Below are 15,834 nucleotides of genomic sequence, written 5' to 3'. Positions count from 1 at the left end.
TCTATGTCCTCTCAGGCGAGCCCGGGCGCCACCTCGGGGCGGGAAGGACGCCCAGGGGCGCTCATGGTCGGGGATGGCGCGACGCTCTGATCGGCGTCTCCGGGGGTGACGCTGCAAGAGACAGTAGGGAGACCTGTCTGATAGGTCAATAGCTGCTTGCAGATGTCTGAAACCATGGTTAAATACCGCTACTCGATTGCCGATCGCTCGAGAGGACCCCCATGACCGCCGCCAGCACTCCCTCGCACAACGGCAGCTCAGCACCTCCGCCGGAACCGGAGACGATGCTCGCCGCCGGTGACCGCGTACGCCGTCGAGTGCTGGGCGATGAGCATGTCGACCGGTCGCGGACGCGGGCCACCCCGTTCGGTCAGCCGCTGCAGGAGCTCGTCACCGAATACTGCTGGGGCAAGATCTGGACGCGGCCCGGCCTGGAGCTCCGGACCCGCAGCCTGATCAACATCGCGATGCTCACCGCGCTGGGCAAGCCCGACGAGCTGAAGCTGCACGTGCGGGGAGCGATTCGGAACGGCTGCAGCGTCGAGGAGATCCAGGAGGTCCTCCTGCAGACCGCGATCTACTGTGGCGTCCCGGCGGCGTTGGAGGCGAGCCGGAACGCCCAGGTGGCGCTGGACGGCATCGATGGTGAGTGATCTGGACGCCGGCCTCCGGGAGCTGGGGCCGATCGGCTTCGTCGGCCTCGGCAACATGGGCGGCCCGATGGTTGCCCGTCTTCTCGCCGCCGGGGCCGAGGTGCAGGCCTACGACACATCGGCCGATGCGGTCGACCGGGCCCTGGCAGGGGGAGCCACTCGCGCCGAGGACCTGCCCGGCATGGCCGATCGATGCGAGATCGTCGTGCTGATGCTGCCCGAGTCATCGGTGGTGGAGAAAGTCGCCGCTCAACTCGTCGGTGACCGCGCTCCGGGCGCGCTCCGCGTGCTGGTCGACATGAGTTCGTCCGAGCCGCTGCGGACGCAGGCGTTGGCGGCCGAGCTGAGCGCCGCCGGTGTGACCGTCCTCGACGCGCCCGTCAGCGGTGGAGTCGCCGGAGCCGAGACCGGGACGCTCACCGTGATGGTCGGCGGACCCGGCGAGATCGTGGAAGAGGTGCGGCCGGTCCTTCGCGCGGTGGGTCGCCAGGTGACCCACGTGGGTCCGGTAGGGGCGGGGCACGCGGTGAAGGCCCTGAACAACCTCATGTCCGCGGCTCACCTGGTCGCCTCGACGGAGGCGTTGATCGTCGCCGCCCGGTTCGGCCTGGATCCCGCCGTCGTCCTCGACGTCGTGAACACGAGCAGCGGTCGCAGCGGGTCCACTGAGCACAAGTTCCCCCGGTTCGTCCTTCCGCGCACCTTCAATTCCGGCTTCACCGCCGCCCTACTGAAGAAGGACGTCGGCATCGCGGTCGGATTGGCCCGAGCTCTTGAGGTGACCACACCGGTCGCTGACAGCGTTCTGGCCGCATGGGTGGACGCCTGTCAGACGCTGGCCGCGGCCGCGGACCACACCGAGATCGTCCGCCCGTACGAGGAGCGGAACGAGGCAGTGTTGTCCGTACACGAGGGTGAGCATTCGACGGTGACGACGTGAGCGGCACCGACGTCGGCGAGTGGGTCGACCTCTCCCATCGGCTCGTCGACGGCCTTCCCCGGGTGCCGACCTTCCCCGCGCCCCGTTATTCACGGTTCCTGTCCATGCCTGAACACCCGCTCAACGTCACCCATATCGACATGGTGGTGCATGTCGGGACCCATGTGGACGCTCCCTGCCACTTCATCGACGGTGGGCCGGCCATCGACGATCTCCCCGTCGGCCGCTTCACCGGACCCGGCATCGTATGCCGGGTCCGGGCAGGAGATCGAGAGGTGTTCGGAGTGGACGCCCTCGTCGATGCCGAGGCCATCGAGCGAGATGACATCGTCCTGCTCGAGACCGGCTGGTGGCGGTATTTCGGCAGCCCGCGCTACGACGAGCACCCGTCTTTGTCACTGGAACTGGCGCACTGGTTCGTCGAGCGCGGCGTGAAGATGATCGCCCTCGACACACCGACGCCCGACCTCCCCGTCCATCTCCGCCCGACCGGCTTCACCTGGCCCGTGCACCAGGTGCTCCTGCGCGCGGGTGTCCTCATCGCCGAGCACGTGACGAACCTCGGCGAGCTGTCCGGCAGACGCGTCGAGTCCGTGTTCACCCCGCTCAACATCGGTGGCGCGGACGGCGCGCCCGTACGAGCGCTCTCCCGTTCCCTGCCCTGACGGTGAGGATGTAGGGAGCGCCTCCCGGTAAAGGCTTGGGTCTCGCTCTGACCGGCCACGTCGTGCTTGACGGTGCCCAGCGATCCGGACAGCGGGTGTTGCCGGTCGTCGACCGGCGTGGATCGCCGGTGAGGTCCGCCCGGCATCGGTCGCAGTTGCCGGGTAGCCGTGAGCGTGCGATGAGGCGGCTGTGGCGAGCGTCACATCGGACGCGTGTCACGTATGGGCGAACCGCTTCCATCTGCTGGTCGCAAACGGTGGAACGAGGAGGCGGAACGATGAGCGCACAGCACGAGACCGGCGGGGCGGCCGCACACCGGGTGGTGGTTCTGGGAGCGGGGTACGCGGGCCTGTCCGCGGCGATCCAGCTCGCATGCCGGGTCAAGCCAGGCGAGAAGGTGCGGGTGACCCTGGTGAACGCGCAGGAGCGGTTCACCGAGCGGCTGCGACTGCACATGACGGCGACCGGGCAGCGGCTCGCCGAGCTGAGCATCCCCGAACTGCTGGAGGGCACGGGCGCGCACTTCGAGCGCGGGTGGGTAACGGCGGTGGACGCGGACGCCAGGACCGTGCGGATCGACGACGAACGCGTCCTGCCCTACGACACGCTGGTGTACGCGTTGGGCGGCGTGGCCGGCACGCCGGCGGTGCCGGGCGTCGAGGACCACGCGTACACCCTGAACGGCGCCCAGGACGCCGAGTTGCTGGCCGACCGGCTGTCGCGGCTCGACGGCGGCACGGTGGCGGTCGTCGGCAGCGGGCTGACCGGCGTCGAGTCGGCCGCGGAGATCGCCGAGCGGCATCCGGAGCTGAACGTCGTGCTGCTCGGCCGGAGCGAGCCGGGCGCGGCCATGAACTCCAAGGCCAGGGCGTATCTGCACGCCGCGCTCGCGCGTCTGGGCGTGACGGTCCGCAGCGGAGTCGAGGTCGTGAAAGTGCTGCCCGGCGCGGTCGAGCTGGCCGGCGGGGAGAGCGTGGCGGCCGACGCGGTTCTGTGGACGAGCGGCACGCGGGTGTCGCCGCTGGCGGCCGCCGCCGGGCTGACCGTCGACGAACGCGGCCGCGTCGTCACCGACGCCGCGCTGCGGTCGGTGTCCCACCCCGAGGTGTACGCCGTGGGCGACGCGGCCGCGATCCGGCAGGGCTACGGCGTCATGCACGGCACCTGCCAGGGCGGCATGCCGACCGGGGTGCACGCCGCGGTGTCGATCGTCCGGGAGTTGCAGGGCAAGCGGCCCAGGCCGTTCCGGTTCGGCTACTACCACACGCCGGTCAGCCTGGGCCGGCACGACGCGGTCGTGCAGTTCACCCACCCCGACGACAGCCCCCGGCGGCTGTATCTGACCGGCCGCGTCGCGGCCCGCTATAAGGAGACGGTGTCCGCCGCACCCTGGCCCACGTGGGGCCGCATGAAGAAGATGCCCGCCTCGGGCGTGTTCTGGCCCCGAGGGGGCCGCTTCACCCGGGGCGGGGAGGCGCGATGACCGAGCCCTCCGACCTCGGTCAGCAGATGTTCGTCGACCATCGGAATTTGCTGTTCTCGGTGGCCTACCGCCTTCTCGGCACCGCGGCCGACGCCGAGGACGCGGTCCAGGACGCCTGGATCAAGTGGTCGGCGGCCGACCGCTCCCAGGTGGCCGATCCCAAGGCGTACCTGACGCGGATCGTGTCGAATCTGGCGCTGGAACGGCTGCGCTCCACCCGGCACAAGCGTGAGACCTACGTGGGACCGTGGCTCCCGGAGCCGATCCTCACCGGCGTGGACACCGCCGAGGCCGTCGCGGACGCCGAGTCGGTGTCGATGGCGATGCTGGTGGTGCTGGAGACGCTGAGCCCGCTGGAGCGCGCGGTGTTCGTGCTGAAGGAGGTCTTCGGCTTCAGCCACGCCGAGATCGCGGAGGCGGTCGAGCGGTCCGAGACCGCCGTACGGCAGGCCGCGCACCGCGCCCGCGAGCATGTGCGGGCCCGGCGGCCGCGCTTCGCCGCCGACCGGTCACGGCAGCGTGAGGTCACCGAGCGGTTCTTCGCCGCCGCGACCGGCGGTGACGTGAACGCCCTGATGGAGTTGCTGTCTCCGGATGTCACCCTGTGGACCGACGGCGGCGGCAAGGTTCGTCAGGCCCTGCGCCCGGTGGTGGGCGCGGCGACCGTGGCCGCCTGGTTCGCGGCCGTCGGCACCGTCACCTACCAGGGCGTCGAACCCGCGGACATGAACGCCGAACTCGTCGAGATCAACGGCGGGCCTGGCGTCGTCTTCAGCGGCGGGAGCCGGGTGATCGCCACCGTCACCTTCGACTTCGACGCCGATGGCCGGATCATCACCATTCACAACGTCGCCAACCCCGACAAACTCCAGGCCATCGCCGACGGCACCCCTCGCAGCCTGGGGACGCGATGAGCACCGGTCCCCCGGCGGGCACGCGATGACGGCCGCCACGTCCGCGCCGCCGGGGGCCGGTCAGCACACGCAGCAGGTGGAGCAGGGGTCGGCGTCCGGCAGCGTGATCCACAGGCAGCACGTGCGGCGGCGATACCCGTCGCCGTCGGGAACGAGCAGCCCGGCCACCGGCGGCCCGATCTCGTCGAGCAGCCGCGCTGCCTCGGCGTACGACCCGAGCGTGAGCAGCGGGTGGGCGAACGCCTCGGCGGTGGAGCCCCACAGGGTGCGCTCGCCGACCTTGGTCACGGCGCTGAGCGCCCTGACGAACGGATACTGGCTCTCCAGGAGCGCCTCTTTGATGGCCGCCGCGAGGTCGGGGACGACGACGGTCCCCTCGGTCCCGGCCAGCGGGTCGCCGGGGAGCACGGCCACGGTCACCCGCGACGCCGCCACCGTCACCCCGGCCGCGGACGGCCTGACCAGCGTGTCCTCGAGACGCATCAGCGGCACCCGGCGGTCGAGACCCCAGCCCAGGGCCATCGGCATCGTGTGCCAGTAGCCGTACGTCTTCCACAGCAGCGCCGCCGCCACGTGACGCGGCGCGCTCCAGCGTGCGGCCGTCTCGTCCACCAGCGCGAGCAGACCTTCGTACGGCTCCCGCGCGAGATCGGCGGCGGGCATCCAGCCGGGGGAGTCGTCGGCGACCAGCCCGGGCAGGACCCCCAGCACGCCGCCCCGCTCCGCCGCGAGGCCTTCCAGGTGGTCGGTAAGGGCGTCGAGCAGCACGCGCACTCCTTGGTCTCAGCGGTCGTCTCTGGTCAGGAACAGCAACCGGGCCCGTTTCTCCGGCAGGTCGATCTCGGGCCCGAGCGTGAAACCGGTCCGCAGCAGGCGGTCGATCACCTTGTCGTTGTGGATGTCAGGCTCGGCCACGATCCGGGTGTGACGCGGGTCGGAGAAGGCGTACGCGAGGAGCGCGGACAGCAACGCGGCGGTGAAGCCGCGCTCGCTCGCGCCCGCGGTCGGCCCGATGAGCAGGTGGACGCCGAAATCGCCCGGCTGGACGTCGTAGCACTCCCCGACCGGGTCGGCCTCGGGCTCGTACGTCTGGAACAGCGCCACCGGCCGGTCGTCCCGGTGGACGAGGTAGGCGTGATGGGTGTCGAGGCTGTCCACGTAGTCGTAGAGCTCGAGAACCCGCGGCACGCTCGCGTCGAGCATGCCCCAGAACCGGGCCCGTTCCTCGGTGACCCAGGAGTGGATCAGTTCGGCGTCGGCCGGCGGGTCCACCGGCACGACACGGATGGTGCCGAATCCCTCGACCACCTGCTCGTACACGGCGTCGCGCCGCGCGGGAGCCGTGGTGTGTGCGTCAGGGGGCATGTCGCTCCTCGATGAGTCGGTTCCAGTCCGTGATCACGGGCACGAGTTCACCGCGCAGCCACAGCGGGTGCTGATCACGCCGATGGAGATCGCCCGGCACGCCGCTCGCGCCGAACGGGACGATCCACAGGCTCGCGTCGCGCCGGGCGAGGTCCCACACGTAGCGTGCCGCCGGGCCCCGGGCGCAGCGATGCGTGACGCCGGGCACGCTCGACGTGGACAGCACACAGTCGTGGTCGCCCGACAGGCCCGTCTCCGCCGACGCCGCGCCCGGAAAGAAACCATCCACAGGCTGTGGAGACGCGCCGGAGTCCGGGGCATCCACAGCGCGTGAATCGTCCACAGCGCCCGGTGTGTCCACAGCGCGTGAATCGTCCACAGCGCCCGGGGTGTCCACAGCGCCCGCGGCGAGTGGCAGCGCCCGCCAGGGGGTGAGCCGGTGCAGGTCACCCCATCGGACGCCGGTCGCCGTGCTCCCCGGCGGGCGCCGGTGACGGAGCCGTGCCGCCACGTCCTCCAGCGCCGCCCGGGCCAGGTCCGCGAGGGCTGCCCGGTCCAGTCCCGGCAGCCGGTCGGTCGTCAGCAGGCTCTCCAGGGCGTACGCGACACGCGGCGCCAGCGCGAGCCACGGCCGGAAGACCTCGGGCACCGTCATCTCCAGCCCGGCCAGGACGGCCAGGGCGGGATGCGCCGCCAGACGCCGCACCACCTCCGCCCGGACGGCCGCGTACGCCGCCGCGTCCGTGCTGGCCGCGTTCATGCGCCGGTCCCAGCTCAGCAGCCGGTCCCGCAGGCGTACGGACTCCGGGCCGAGTCCGTCCATCCCGGCCAGCAGGTCCAGGACAGGGCCCGCGTTGGGCAGCAGGGTGTCGGTGTGGACGGCCGCCATGTCCCCGGCGGACCAGCGGGGCGAGCCGTCGAGCAGGCGCCTGATCCGGTCGGCGCGGTACGGCGGGGCGAACTCCACGCCGAGCGGCGCGGCGATCCCGCGCTCGTTCGCCATGACCGTGATGCCGGAGACTTTGGAGCACGGCATCGGCGCGTGCCGGCCGTGCCACTCGTGGCCGGGCTCCCACGCGGGCACGGCCCGCAGCGCGTTGTCCGGGTGGCGGACGGGCACCACCCCGGCGACCCGGTGCAGCAGCCCGCCGCCGGTGTCGGCGGCGAGCACGACGTTGACGGGCTCGGCCCAGCGATCGAGCGCCCGGTCCACGTCGGCCACGGTTTTCGCCCGCAGCAGCGCCGGCAGCGCCGCGAACCCCAGATCACGGCAAACCCGCGTCGGATATCGCAGGCTCACCGCCAGCCACTCGCGTACGGGACCGGACTCCCGCTCGCGGTGGTGACCGGTCGCCTGCTCGCGGTCCCGGCCTGCGTCCTCCGAAACGTGGGCATCCATCATGACGACCGGGCCGCGCTCGGTCTCGATCACCTCGACCGCGACCGGGGCCTCCCCCGCCACCTCCACGACCTCGAGGTGGGCGGCGGCCGCACGCCAGCCGTCCGGTCCCAGCGCCTCGACGCCGCCGTCCCGGCGCCGGAGCCGTTCACGGTAGATGTCCTGGTAGTCGGCCATCGCGTTGGTGATCGCCCAGGCCACCGAGCCGGTGTGCCCGAAATGGGCGATGCCCGGGACGCCCGGCACGGCCAGCCCCACGACGTCGAACTCCGGACAGGCCAGGCGGATCTGCTGGTAGAAGCCGGGGTCCTCGATGAACCGGTGGGGATCGCCCGCGATCAGGGCCGCGCCGGTGGCGGTGTGATCTCCGGGGACCAGCCAGCCGTTGCTTCCCGAGGTGCCCGGCCCGTCGGCCGCGAACATCACGACCATCTCGGGACCCAGCCGGTCGGCCACCGCCTCGCGCCACAGCTTCGCCGGGAAGTGCGCGAAGAGGATGTGGTGGGACAGCCAGATCGCCAGCGGCGTCCACGGCTCCCAGCAACCCGGCGCGAGCCCTGTCGCTTTGAGCTCCGGCGCGAGCCCCGCCGCTTTGAGCTCTGGCGCTTTGAGCTCTGGCGCTTCGAGCCCTGTCACACCCGGCCCTGTGGCGCCCGGTCTCGTCGCGCCGGGTTCAGCCGGTTCGGGCACTGCCGCGGCGAACTCCGGAGCCCGGCGCGCTCCTTCGGGCAGTCCGGCGTTCACGCCGTCCACGTAGGCGATCAGCCAGCGCGCCGTGTCCTCGTCCAAGGCGTGCAGGCAGCGCTCGGCGGTGTCCGCCAGCCGGGCCTGCCGGGTGAAGCGGTCCCACGGGACGGCGTCCGGTCCGAGGACCGCCGCCGACGTGCCGGTCGCCCGGCGCCGCTCCACCTCGATCTGCCAGGCCCGGTCCCGCGCCGTGACACTGCCCTGCGCGAAGGCCAGTTCGTACGGATCGTCCGCACGCAGGTGAGGGATGCCCCAGGCGTCCCGGTACACCCTGCTCACGACGCCGTCCCCGGCACCGGGATGTTCACGACGTGGTCCTCGCCGCCGATTCGGCACGACGGCGGGCGGCGGGCACGACCAGCGGAGTGCCCGTCTCCGGGTCGTCGATCACCCGGCAGGGCAGCCGGAAGACATCCTCCACGAGACCGGCGGTCATGACCTCTCCGGGCGCCCCGGCCGCCACGACCCGGCCGTCGCGCATCGCGATCAGGTGGGTGGCGTAACGGGCGGCGTGGTTGAGGTCGTGGAGCACCGCCACGAGCGTGCGTCCGCGCTCCTCGTGCAGCCGGGCGCACAGGTCGAGCACCTCGATCTGGTGGGCGATGTCCAGGTAGGTCGTCGGCTCGTCCAGAAGCAGCAGCGGCGTCTCCTGCGCCAGCGCCATCGCGATCCACACGCGCTGGCGCTGCCCCCCGGACAGTTCGTCGACCGGGCGCCCGGCCAGGTCGGCGACTCCGGTGGCCTCCATCGACTCGCGTACGACCCGCTCGTCGTCGGCCGACCACTGGCGCAGCAGCCGCTGGTGGGGGTAGCGGCCGCGGCCGACCAGTTCGGCGACCGTGATGCCGTCCGGCGCCACGGACGTCTGGGGCAGCAGGCCGAGGGTCCTGGCGACCGTTTTGACGGGCAGGGAGGTGATGTCCCGCCCGTCGAGCAGCACGGTCCCGGCGGCCGGCCGGAGCGTGCGCGCCAGCGCCCGCAGCAGGGTGGACTTGCCGCAGGCGTTCGGCCCGATGATCACGGTGAAGGACCGGTCGGGGATGGCGACGTCGAGGCCCTCGGCGACGACCCTCTTGTCGTAGGAAAGGGTCAGCGCGTCGCCGCTCAGGCGCGGCCCGTCGTCGTGCATGCCCGCCACTCCATATCCCCGCCCGCTGGTTTCGGGCGCGATCGTCTCGGTCAAATCCGTCCCGCCTTCCGCTGGGCGGCCAGCAGCCAGACGAGGTAGCCGCCGCCGAGCACCCCCGTCACCACCCCGACGGGCAGTTGGTGGCCCGCGAACAGCCGCTGCGCGGCCAGGTCGGCGCCGGTCAGCAGCGCGGCGCCGGTGCACGCCGAGGCGAGCAGGTTCGGCCCGGGCGCCCGGGTCATCCTCCTGGCCAGGTGCGGGGCGGTGAGCGCGACGAACGACACGGGCCCGGCGGCCGCCGCCGCCAGCGAGGTGAGCAGCACGGCCGCCGCCAGCAGGACCAGCCGCACGCCCTGCACCCGTACGCCGAGGCCGCGCGCCAGGTCGTCGCCCATCTCCAGGAGCGAAAGCGGGCGCGCGCAGCCGAGCAGCACCACCGGCGCCAGCACCGCCATCGCGGCGAGCAGCGGAAGCACGTCACCCCAGCCGCGCCCGTCCAGGCTGCCGGTGAGCCACAACATGGCCCGCGCGGCCTCCATCAGTCGGCCCCGGGTCAGCAGGTAACCGTTCACGCCGGTGAGGATGGCGGTCGCGCCGATGCCCACCAGCACGAGGCGGTGCCCGTGGAGGCCGCCGCGCCAGGACAGCGCGTAGATGACCACTCCGGTGACGATCCCGCCGATCACCGCGCCGCCCGCGAGGGCCGCGCTGCCGCCCCCGGTGACGACCACGAGGAGCGCCCCTGCCGACGAGCCCTGGGTGAACCCGAGCAGGTCGGGGCTGCCGAGCGGGTTGCGCACCAGCGACTGGAAGACCGCGCCGGCCAGCGCGAGGGCGGCGCCCACGAGCAGCGCGGTGACCACGCGAGGCAGCCGGAGCTCGTTCACGATGAAGTCCTCGGCCGGGCTGCCGCCGCCCAGCACGGTGCGTACGACGTCGGAGGGGCTCATCGGATAGTCGCCGCCGCCGACCGCGAGCACGCCGAAGACGAGCGCGAGCAGCAGGCAGCCGGCGCCCACGGCTACAGCTCTGAACCGCAGGGGCACGCCGCCGGCGATCCTTCGCACGGGCATGGGCCGTACCGCGCTCATGCCCGCTCCTCGCCTGACGGCTCGGAGTTCGGTCGTGCCGAAGGCGCGCCAGCGAGCACCTCGCGGATCGCGCTGTGCCCATTGATTCGCTCGCTCATGCGCGGACCTTCCTTCGCACGAAGTACAGGAACAGCGGGCCGCCCAGCACCGCCGTGACGATGCCCGCCTGCAGCTCGCCCGGTCTGGCCACCAGCCGGCCGAGCACGTCGGCGCCGAGCAGCAGCACGGGCGCGAGCAGCGCGCAGCAGGGGAGCATCCAGCGCTGGTCCGGACCGGTCAGCGCCCGGACGAGGTGCGGCACCATGAGCCCGACGAAGACGATGGGCCCGCAGGCGGCCGTCGCCGCCCCGCACAGCAGTGTCACCGCGACGATGGCGCCCGCGCGGACGCGGGCGGGGTGCGCGCCGAGCGAGCGCGCCGACTCGTCGCCGAGCGCGAGCGCGTTGAGCGGCCTGGCCAGGGCCAGAGCCAGCAGCAGGCCCACGGCGACGATCGGCGCCGTCATGGCTGCGGTCGTGCCCTGCGCGCTCGCCAGCGAGCCCACCGTCCAAAAGCGCATGGTCTCCAGCGAGGCCGCGTCGAGCAGCATCGTCCCGTTCACGTACGAGTAGAGCGCGGCGTTCACGGCGGCTCCCGCCAGCGCCAGCCGTGCCGGGGTGGCCGCCCGCCCGCCGCCCACCGCGTACACCAGCACGGACACGGCCGCGGCGCCGGCCAGGGCGAACCAGACGTAGCCCTGGAACGTCGCCACACCCAGCAGCCCGGCGGCCGTGGCCACCGCGGCCGAGGCGCCCGCGTTGATCCCCAGCAGACCGGGATCGGCCAGCGGGTTGCGGGTCAGCGCCTGCATGACGCCGCCCGCCACCCCCAGCGCGACTCCGGCGAGCAGCCCGAGGAGCGTGCGCGGCAGCCGCATCTGGTGGACGACCGTGTAGGCGGCCGAGTCGGCGTCGACGAGCCCGTGCCAGACCTCGGCCGGGGACAGCTGCCGGGCCCCGAACCCGAGACTGAGCACGAGGACGGCGGCCAGTGCGATCGCCGACCCCAGCAGCGCCGCGGCGCGCCGGCCGTTTTCCGCGCGTTTTCGCGGCACCCGCGCGGGTGCGTTGATCTGCGGGGACTCTGTGACGACCACGTCCGGCTCCGGTGGGGGCAGGGGACGAATTCCTTTCGCCCCTCTGGACAAGAACTTAGGTAAGGGTAACCTAACTAGCGATCAACCCCAAGGCCCAGCGTCAGAACCCTGCGCCCCACGAGAGAAAGACGAACCGTGCGAAACCTGAACTCCCCCATGTCCCGTCGCGGCCTTTTCGCGGCGGGCGGAGCCGCCGTACTCACCCTGGCGCTGGCCGCCTGCGGGTCGAGTGATCCGGCGCCCGCCACCGCGGGTCAGGCCGCGAAGTCGTGGTCCTTCGCCGACGACAGGAAGGAGACGGTCGCCGCCGCGGCCGTTCCGTCGCGGATCGTGGCGTTCACCGGGACGGCGGCGGTGCTCGCCGACTACGGCCTGCAGGAGAAGATCGTCGGTGTCTTCGGTGAGACGAAGCGCGCCGACGGCTCGCCCGAGCCGCAGGCCGGCGACCTGGACGTGAACAAGGTGACGATCCTCGGCAACGTCTGGGGCGAGTTCAACATCGAGAAGTACGCGGCGCTGCGCCCCGAGCTTCTCGTCACGCACATGTACGACCCAGGAGCCCTCTGGTACGTCCCGGACGAGAGCAAGGACAAGATCGTCAAGCTCGCCCCGACCGTGGCCGTCAGCGCGGCCCGCGTCCCGATGACCCAGCCGATCGAGCGTTACGCCGCCCTCGCCGAGTCGCTCGGCGCGGACCTCGGGGCCCCGAAGATCACCGAGGCCAAGGCCAGGTTCGAGGCCGCCGCCGAGAGCGTGCGCAAGGCGGTCGCCGACAACCCCGGCATCAAGGTGCTGGCCGCCTCGGGCAGCCCCGACGTGCTGTACGTGTCCAACCCCGAGGTCAACACCGACCTCATGTACTTCACCCAGCTGGGAGTCGACGTCGTCAAGCCGGAAAAGCCCGGCGAGGGCGGCTACTACGAGAACCTGAGCTGGGAGAACGCCGACAAGTACGACGCCGACCTGATCCTGCTCGACAACCGCGGCACCGCGCTGCAGCCCAAGGACCTGACGTCCAAGCCGTCCTGGGCCAAGCTGCCCGCCGTCAAGGCCGATCAGGTCGTCGGCTGGGACCCCGTGCCGCGGTTCTCGTACGCCGGAGCCGCCCCGATCCTGGAAAACCTCGCGACGGCGATCCGGAACGCCAAGAAGCTCGGCTGATCGCACCACAGGACTGCGTAAATCACCCGGGGACACGTGCCGACGCCTCCTAGTTAGGCATGCCTACCCTAACTCTCGACGGTAAGGATGACCATGACCTATCCCCATGCCGAGGCCGCGCGGCCGTACCTGTTCAACGACCGCACGCTGGAGGACTACCGGGCCGCGATGGCCGCGGGGACCGGGCGGGTGGCGGACCGGATACGGCGCGCCGACCGGCCGTTCAGCGGCGTGTCCCCGGAACGGCTCGCACCGGAGATCGCCGCGATCGACCTCGAACGGCCGTTGCACGACCACGCGGCCGCCCTCGACGAGCTCGAACGGGTCTACCTGCGTGACGCCGTCTACTTCCATCACCCCCGCTACCTGGCGCATCTCAACTGCCCGGTGGTGATCCCCGCGCTGCTGGGCGAGGCGGTCCTGTCGGCGGTGAACTCCTCGCTCGACACGTGGGACCAGAGCGCGGGCGGCACGCTCATCGAGCGCCGCCTGATCGAATGGACGGCCGGCCGGATCGGCTTCGGCCCCGCCGCCGACGGCGTCTTCACCAGCGGCGGCAGCCAGTCGAACCTCCACGCCCTGCTGCTCGCCCGTGAGGAGGCCCGTGCGGGCGCCTCTCCGGCGCGGCTGCGGGTGATCACGTCCGAGGCCGGGCACTTCAGCGTGCGCAAGGCGGCGAACCTGCTCGGTCTCGGGCCGGACGCCGTCGTCACCGTCGAGACCGACGCCGATCGGCGGATGCGGCCGGCCGCGCTCGCCCGCGAACTCGACCGCTGCCGCCGAGCCGGACTGGTGGTCATGGCCGTGGTGGCCACCGCCGGCACCACCGACTTCGGCTCGATCGACCCCCTGCCCGAAATCGCCTCGTTGTGCGAGACCGATGGGGTGTGGCTGCACGTGGACGCGGCGTACGGCTGCGGGCTGCTGGTCTCCCGCAGACGGCGGCACCTGCTCGACGGCGTGGAGCGGGCCGACTCGGTCACCGTCGACTTCCACAAGTCCTTCTTCCAGCCGGTCAGCTCCAGCGCCGTGCTGGTGCGCGACGGCGCGACGCTGCGGCACGCGGCCCACCACGCCGACTATCTGAACCCCCGGCGGATGGCCGAACGAGGCATCCCCAACCAGGTGGACAAGAGCCTGCAGACCACCCGCCGCTTCGACGCGCTCAAGCTCTGGCTCACCCTTCGGGTGATGGGGCCGGACGCGGTCGGCGAGCTGTTCGACGAGGTCGTGGACCGCGCGGCCGCCTCGTACGCCCTGGTCGCGGCCGACCCGCGGTTCGAGGTCGTCACGCGGTCGCCGCTGAGCACGCTCGTCTTCCGCTACCTCCCTCCCGAGGGCCCGGGCCGCAAGCTCGCCGACGACGCGAACCTGTACGCCCGCGAGGCGCTGGCCGCCTCCGGCGAGGCCGTCGTCGCGGGGACCACGGTCGACGGCCGCCACTACCTGAAGTTCACCCTGCTCAACCCGGAGACCACGCTGGACGACATCGCGCACGTCCTCGACCTGCTCGCCGGGCACGCCCAGCGCTACGTGGACGACCTCGTCCCGCTCGCCGGCCCCCGCTGACCCGATTCGCCGATTCGATTCGCTGACCTGTTCGCCGACCAGGGGAGAGACATGTCCACCCATGACTTCGTCGCGATCGGGCTCGGGCCCTTCAACCTGGGCCTGGCCTGCCTGGCCGAGCCCATCGCCGAGCTCGACGGCCTGTTCCTGGAGGCCAGGCCGGGCTTCGCCTGGCATCCCGGGATGATGCTCGACTCCGTGACACTGCAGACGCCGTTCATCGCCGACCTCGTCACGCTGGCCGACCCGACCTCGCCGTACTCCTTCCTGAACTACCTCAAGGAGACGGGCAGGTTGTACCCCTTCTACATCCGCGAGAGCTTCTACCAGCTCCGCGCCGAATACGACGCGTACTGCCGGTGGGCCGCCGGGCGGCTGCGGAGCGTCCGCTTCGGTCACCGGGTGACCTCGGTGACGTACGACGAGGCCGACGGGCACTACGTCGTCCGCGCGGTCACCGACGGCGGCGAGGGGACCGAGCACCGCGGGACCGAGCACCGTGAGATCGAACACCGGGCCCCGCACCTCGTGCTCGGCACCGGCACCCCGCCGTACGTGCCGGAGGCCTGCCGGGGCCTCGGCGGCGACCTCGTCCACAACTCCGGCTACCTCGACGCCAAGGCCGCGCTGCAGGCCAAGGAGAGCATCACGGTCGTCGGCAGCGGGCAGAGCGCGGCGGAGATCTACCGCGACCTGCTGGCCGACATCGACACGCGCGGCTACCGGTTGAACTGGGTGACCAGGTCCCCGCGGTTCTTCCCGCTGGAATACACCAAGCTGACTCTGGAGATGACGTCCCCCGAGTACGTCGACTACTTCCACGCGCTGCCCGAGGACACCCGCTACCGCCTGGAAGCCGAGCAGAAAAGCCTCTACAAGGGCATCGACGCGGCCCTGATCAACGAGATCTTCGACCTGCTGTACGCCAAGACCGTCGGCGGCCCGGTTCCCACCCGGCTGCTGACCTGCACCGAGCTGCGCGAGGCCGCCTACGACGCCGGGCGTGGCGAATACACGCTCGGGCTGCGCCACCTGGAGCAGGAACGCGACTTCACGCTCGTCACGCAGGGCCTCGTCCTGGCCACCGGCTATCGCTACACACCCCCCGATTTCCTCGAGCCCGTACGCGACCGGATCAGGTGGGACCGGCACGGCCGGTTCGACGTGGCCAGGAACTACAGCGTCGACGTCACCGGCCGGGGGATCTTCCTGCAGAACGGCGCCGCCCACGCCCACAGCGTCACCTCTCCCGACCTCGGCATGGGCCCGTACCGCAACTCGTGGATCATCAGCCAGATCCTGGGCCGTGAGCACTACCCCATCGAGAAGACCATCGCGTTCCAGGAGTTCGGCGCGCCCGAGGGAGTGGTGGCATGAGCGAGCGAAGCGAGCGAATCAATGGGCACAGTGTGTTCCGCTCATGCGGCTCCGAGCCGCTAGGCGAGGAGGTGGCATGAGCGAGCGAAGCGAGCGAATCAATGGGCGCAGTGTGTTCCGCTCATGCGGCTCCGAGCCGCTAGGCGAGGAGGTGGCATGAGCGAGCGAAGCGAGCGAATCAATGGGCGCAGTGTGTTCCGCTCAT

General features: G+C 71.7%; 14 protein-coding genes. 8 read left to right on the top strand and 6 right to left on the bottom strand.

All coding sequences use genetic code 11. From position 1 onward, the window contains the following. Positions 1 to 221 precede the first annotated feature (221 nt). From AB0O28_RS03520 to AB0O28_RS03500, 5 genes are all read left to right on the top strand, one after another. Complete coding sequence (locus AB0O28_RS03520) at positions 222 to 653, top strand: carboxymuconolactone decarboxylase family protein (protein WP_363635810.1); 432 nt, start codon at positions 222 to 224, stop codon at positions 651 to 653. Further along, complete coding sequence (locus AB0O28_RS03515) at positions 643 to 1,593, top strand: NAD(P)-dependent oxidoreductase (protein ID WP_363635808.1); 951 nt, start codon at positions 643 to 645, stop codon at positions 1,591 to 1,593. The genes AB0O28_RS03520 and AB0O28_RS03515 overlap by 11 nt, the downstream gene beginning before the upstream one ends. Then, positions 1,590 to 2,258 (top strand): cyclase family protein, encoded by a 669-nt coding sequence (locus tag AB0O28_RS03510; protein ID WP_363635806.1) that lies wholly within the window; start codon positions 1,590 to 1,592, stop codon positions 2,256 to 2,258. The genes AB0O28_RS03515 and AB0O28_RS03510 overlap by 4 nt, the downstream gene beginning before the upstream one ends. Before the next feature lie 278 nt (positions 2,259 to 2,536). Next, positions 2,537 to 3,742: an FAD-dependent oxidoreductase gene (locus tag AB0O28_RS03505; RefSeq protein ID WP_363635804.1), complete on the top strand. Its 1,206-nt coding sequence runs from the start codon at positions 2,537 to 2,539 to the stop codon at positions 3,740 to 3,742. Beyond that, entirely contained in the window at positions 3,739 to 4,656 is a 918-nt protein-coding gene (locus tag AB0O28_RS03500) for an RNA polymerase sigma-70 factor (protein ID WP_363635802.1), read from the top strand. The genes AB0O28_RS03505 and AB0O28_RS03500 overlap by 4 nt, the downstream gene beginning before the upstream one ends. A gap of 60 nt (positions 4,657 to 4,716) precedes the next feature. Here AB0O28_RS03500 and AB0O28_RS03495 read toward each other — a convergent pair whose 3' ends face one another. The 6 genes from AB0O28_RS03495 to AB0O28_RS03470 all read right to left on the bottom strand — a co-directional run bounded on the left by AB0O28_RS03495 (position 4,717) and on the right by AB0O28_RS03470 (position 11,522). Further along, positions 4,717 to 5,424 (bottom strand): (2Fe-2S)-binding protein, encoded by a 708-nt coding sequence (locus AB0O28_RS03495; RefSeq protein ID WP_363635801.1) that lies wholly within the window; start codon positions 5,422 to 5,424, stop codon positions 4,717 to 4,719. 15 nt (positions 5,425 to 5,439) lie between these two features. Then, the gene (locus tag AB0O28_RS03490) at positions 5,440 to 6,021 is read right to left on the bottom strand and encodes a GNAT family N-acetyltransferase (RefSeq protein ID WP_363635800.1); all 582 of its coding nucleotides are present in this window, start codon (positions 6,019 to 6,021) and stop codon (positions 5,440 to 5,442) included. Next, the gene (locus AB0O28_RS03485; protein WP_363635798.1) at positions 6,011 to 8,446 is read right to left on the bottom strand and encodes a penicillin acylase family protein; all 2,436 of its coding nucleotides are present in this window, start codon (positions 8,444 to 8,446) and stop codon (positions 6,011 to 6,013) included. The genes AB0O28_RS03490 and AB0O28_RS03485 overlap by 11 nt, the downstream gene beginning before the upstream one ends. A gap of 25 nt (positions 8,447 to 8,471) precedes the next feature. After that, positions 8,472 to 9,296 carry an ABC transporter ATP-binding protein gene (locus tag AB0O28_RS03480; protein ID WP_363636170.1) on the bottom strand — a complete coding sequence of 275 codons (825 nt, stop codon included), beginning with the start codon at positions 9,294 to 9,296 and terminating at the stop codon, positions 8,472 to 8,474. Positions 9,297 to 9,346: 50 nt separating this feature from the next. Then, the gene (locus AB0O28_RS03475; protein ID WP_363635796.1) at positions 9,347 to 10,387 is read right to left on the bottom strand and encodes an iron chelate uptake ABC transporter family permease subunit; all 1,041 of its coding nucleotides are present in this window, start codon (positions 10,385 to 10,387) and stop codon (positions 9,347 to 9,349) included. A gap of 94 nt (positions 10,388 to 10,481) precedes the next feature. Further along, entirely contained in the window at positions 10,482 to 11,522 is a 1,041-nt protein-coding gene (locus AB0O28_RS03470; protein ID WP_363635794.1) for an iron chelate uptake ABC transporter family permease subunit, read from the bottom strand. 135 nt (positions 11,523 to 11,657) lie between these two features. On the opposite strand from AB0O28_RS03470, the gene AB0O28_RS03465 reads away from it, so the two are divergent. The 3 genes from AB0O28_RS03465 (at position 11,658) to AB0O28_RS03455 (ending at position 15,629) form a co-directional block, all read left to right on the top strand. Further along, the gene (locus AB0O28_RS03465) at positions 11,658 to 12,683 is read left to right on the top strand and encodes an ABC transporter substrate-binding protein (protein WP_363635791.1); all 1,026 of its coding nucleotides are present in this window, start codon (positions 11,658 to 11,660) and stop codon (positions 12,681 to 12,683) included. 168 nt (positions 12,684 to 12,851) lie between these two features. Then, entirely contained in the window at positions 12,852 to 14,252 is a 1,401-nt protein-coding gene (locus AB0O28_RS03460) for an aspartate aminotransferase family protein (RefSeq protein WP_363636168.1), read from the top strand. A gap of 51 nt (positions 14,253 to 14,303) precedes the next feature. Next, a complete protein-coding gene (locus AB0O28_RS03455) occupies positions 14,304 to 15,629 on the top strand; it encodes a SidA/IucD/PvdA family monooxygenase (RefSeq protein WP_363635789.1) in 1,326 nt (441 codons plus the stop codon). Positions 15,630 to 15,834: the final 205 nt, after the last annotated feature.

The organism is Microbispora sp. NPDC088329, assembly GCF_040685655.1.
Classification (GTDB): Bacteria; Actinomycetota; Actinomycetes; order Streptosporangiales; family Streptosporangiaceae; genus Microbispora.
The sequence above is the reverse complement of the archived record's forward strand: the minus strand, read 5'-3'. Positions and strand labels throughout refer to the sequence as shown.

Excerpts from the sequence above, each read along its gene's own strand:
- AB0O28_RS03520 (WP_363635810.1), top strand. The coding sequence starts at position 222 with ATGACCGCCGCCAGCACTCCCTCGCACAACGGCAGCTCAGCACCTCCG.
- AB0O28_RS03515 (WP_363635808.1), top strand. The coding sequence starts at position 643 with ATGGTGAGTGATCTGGACGCCGGCCTCCGGGAGCTGGGGCCGATCGGC.
- AB0O28_RS03505 (WP_363635804.1), top strand. The coding sequence starts at position 2,537 with ATGAGCGCACAGCACGAGACCGGCGGGGCGGCCGCACACCGGGTGGTG.
- AB0O28_RS03500 (WP_363635802.1), top strand. The coding sequence starts at position 3,739 with ATGACCGAGCCCTCCGACCTCGGTCAGCAGATGTTCGTCGACCATCGG.
- AB0O28_RS03490 (WP_363635800.1), bottom strand. The coding sequence starts at position 6,021 with ATGCCCCCTGACGCACACACCACGGCTCCCGCGCGGCGCGACGCCGTG.
- AB0O28_RS03480 (WP_363636170.1), bottom strand. The coding sequence starts at position 9,296 with ATGCACGACGACGGGCCGCGCCTGAGCGGCGACGCGCTGACCCTTTCC.
- AB0O28_RS03475 (WP_363635796.1), bottom strand. The coding sequence starts at position 10,387 with ATGAGCGCGGTACGGCCCATGCCCGTGCGAAGGATCGCCGGCGGCGTG.
- AB0O28_RS03460 (WP_363636168.1), top strand. The coding sequence starts at position 12,852 with ATGGCCGCGGGGACCGGGCGGGTGGCGGACCGGATACGGCGCGCCGAC.
- AB0O28_RS03455 (WP_363635789.1), top strand. The coding sequence starts at position 14,304 with ATGTCCACCCATGACTTCGTCGCGATCGGGCTCGGGCCCTTCAACCTG.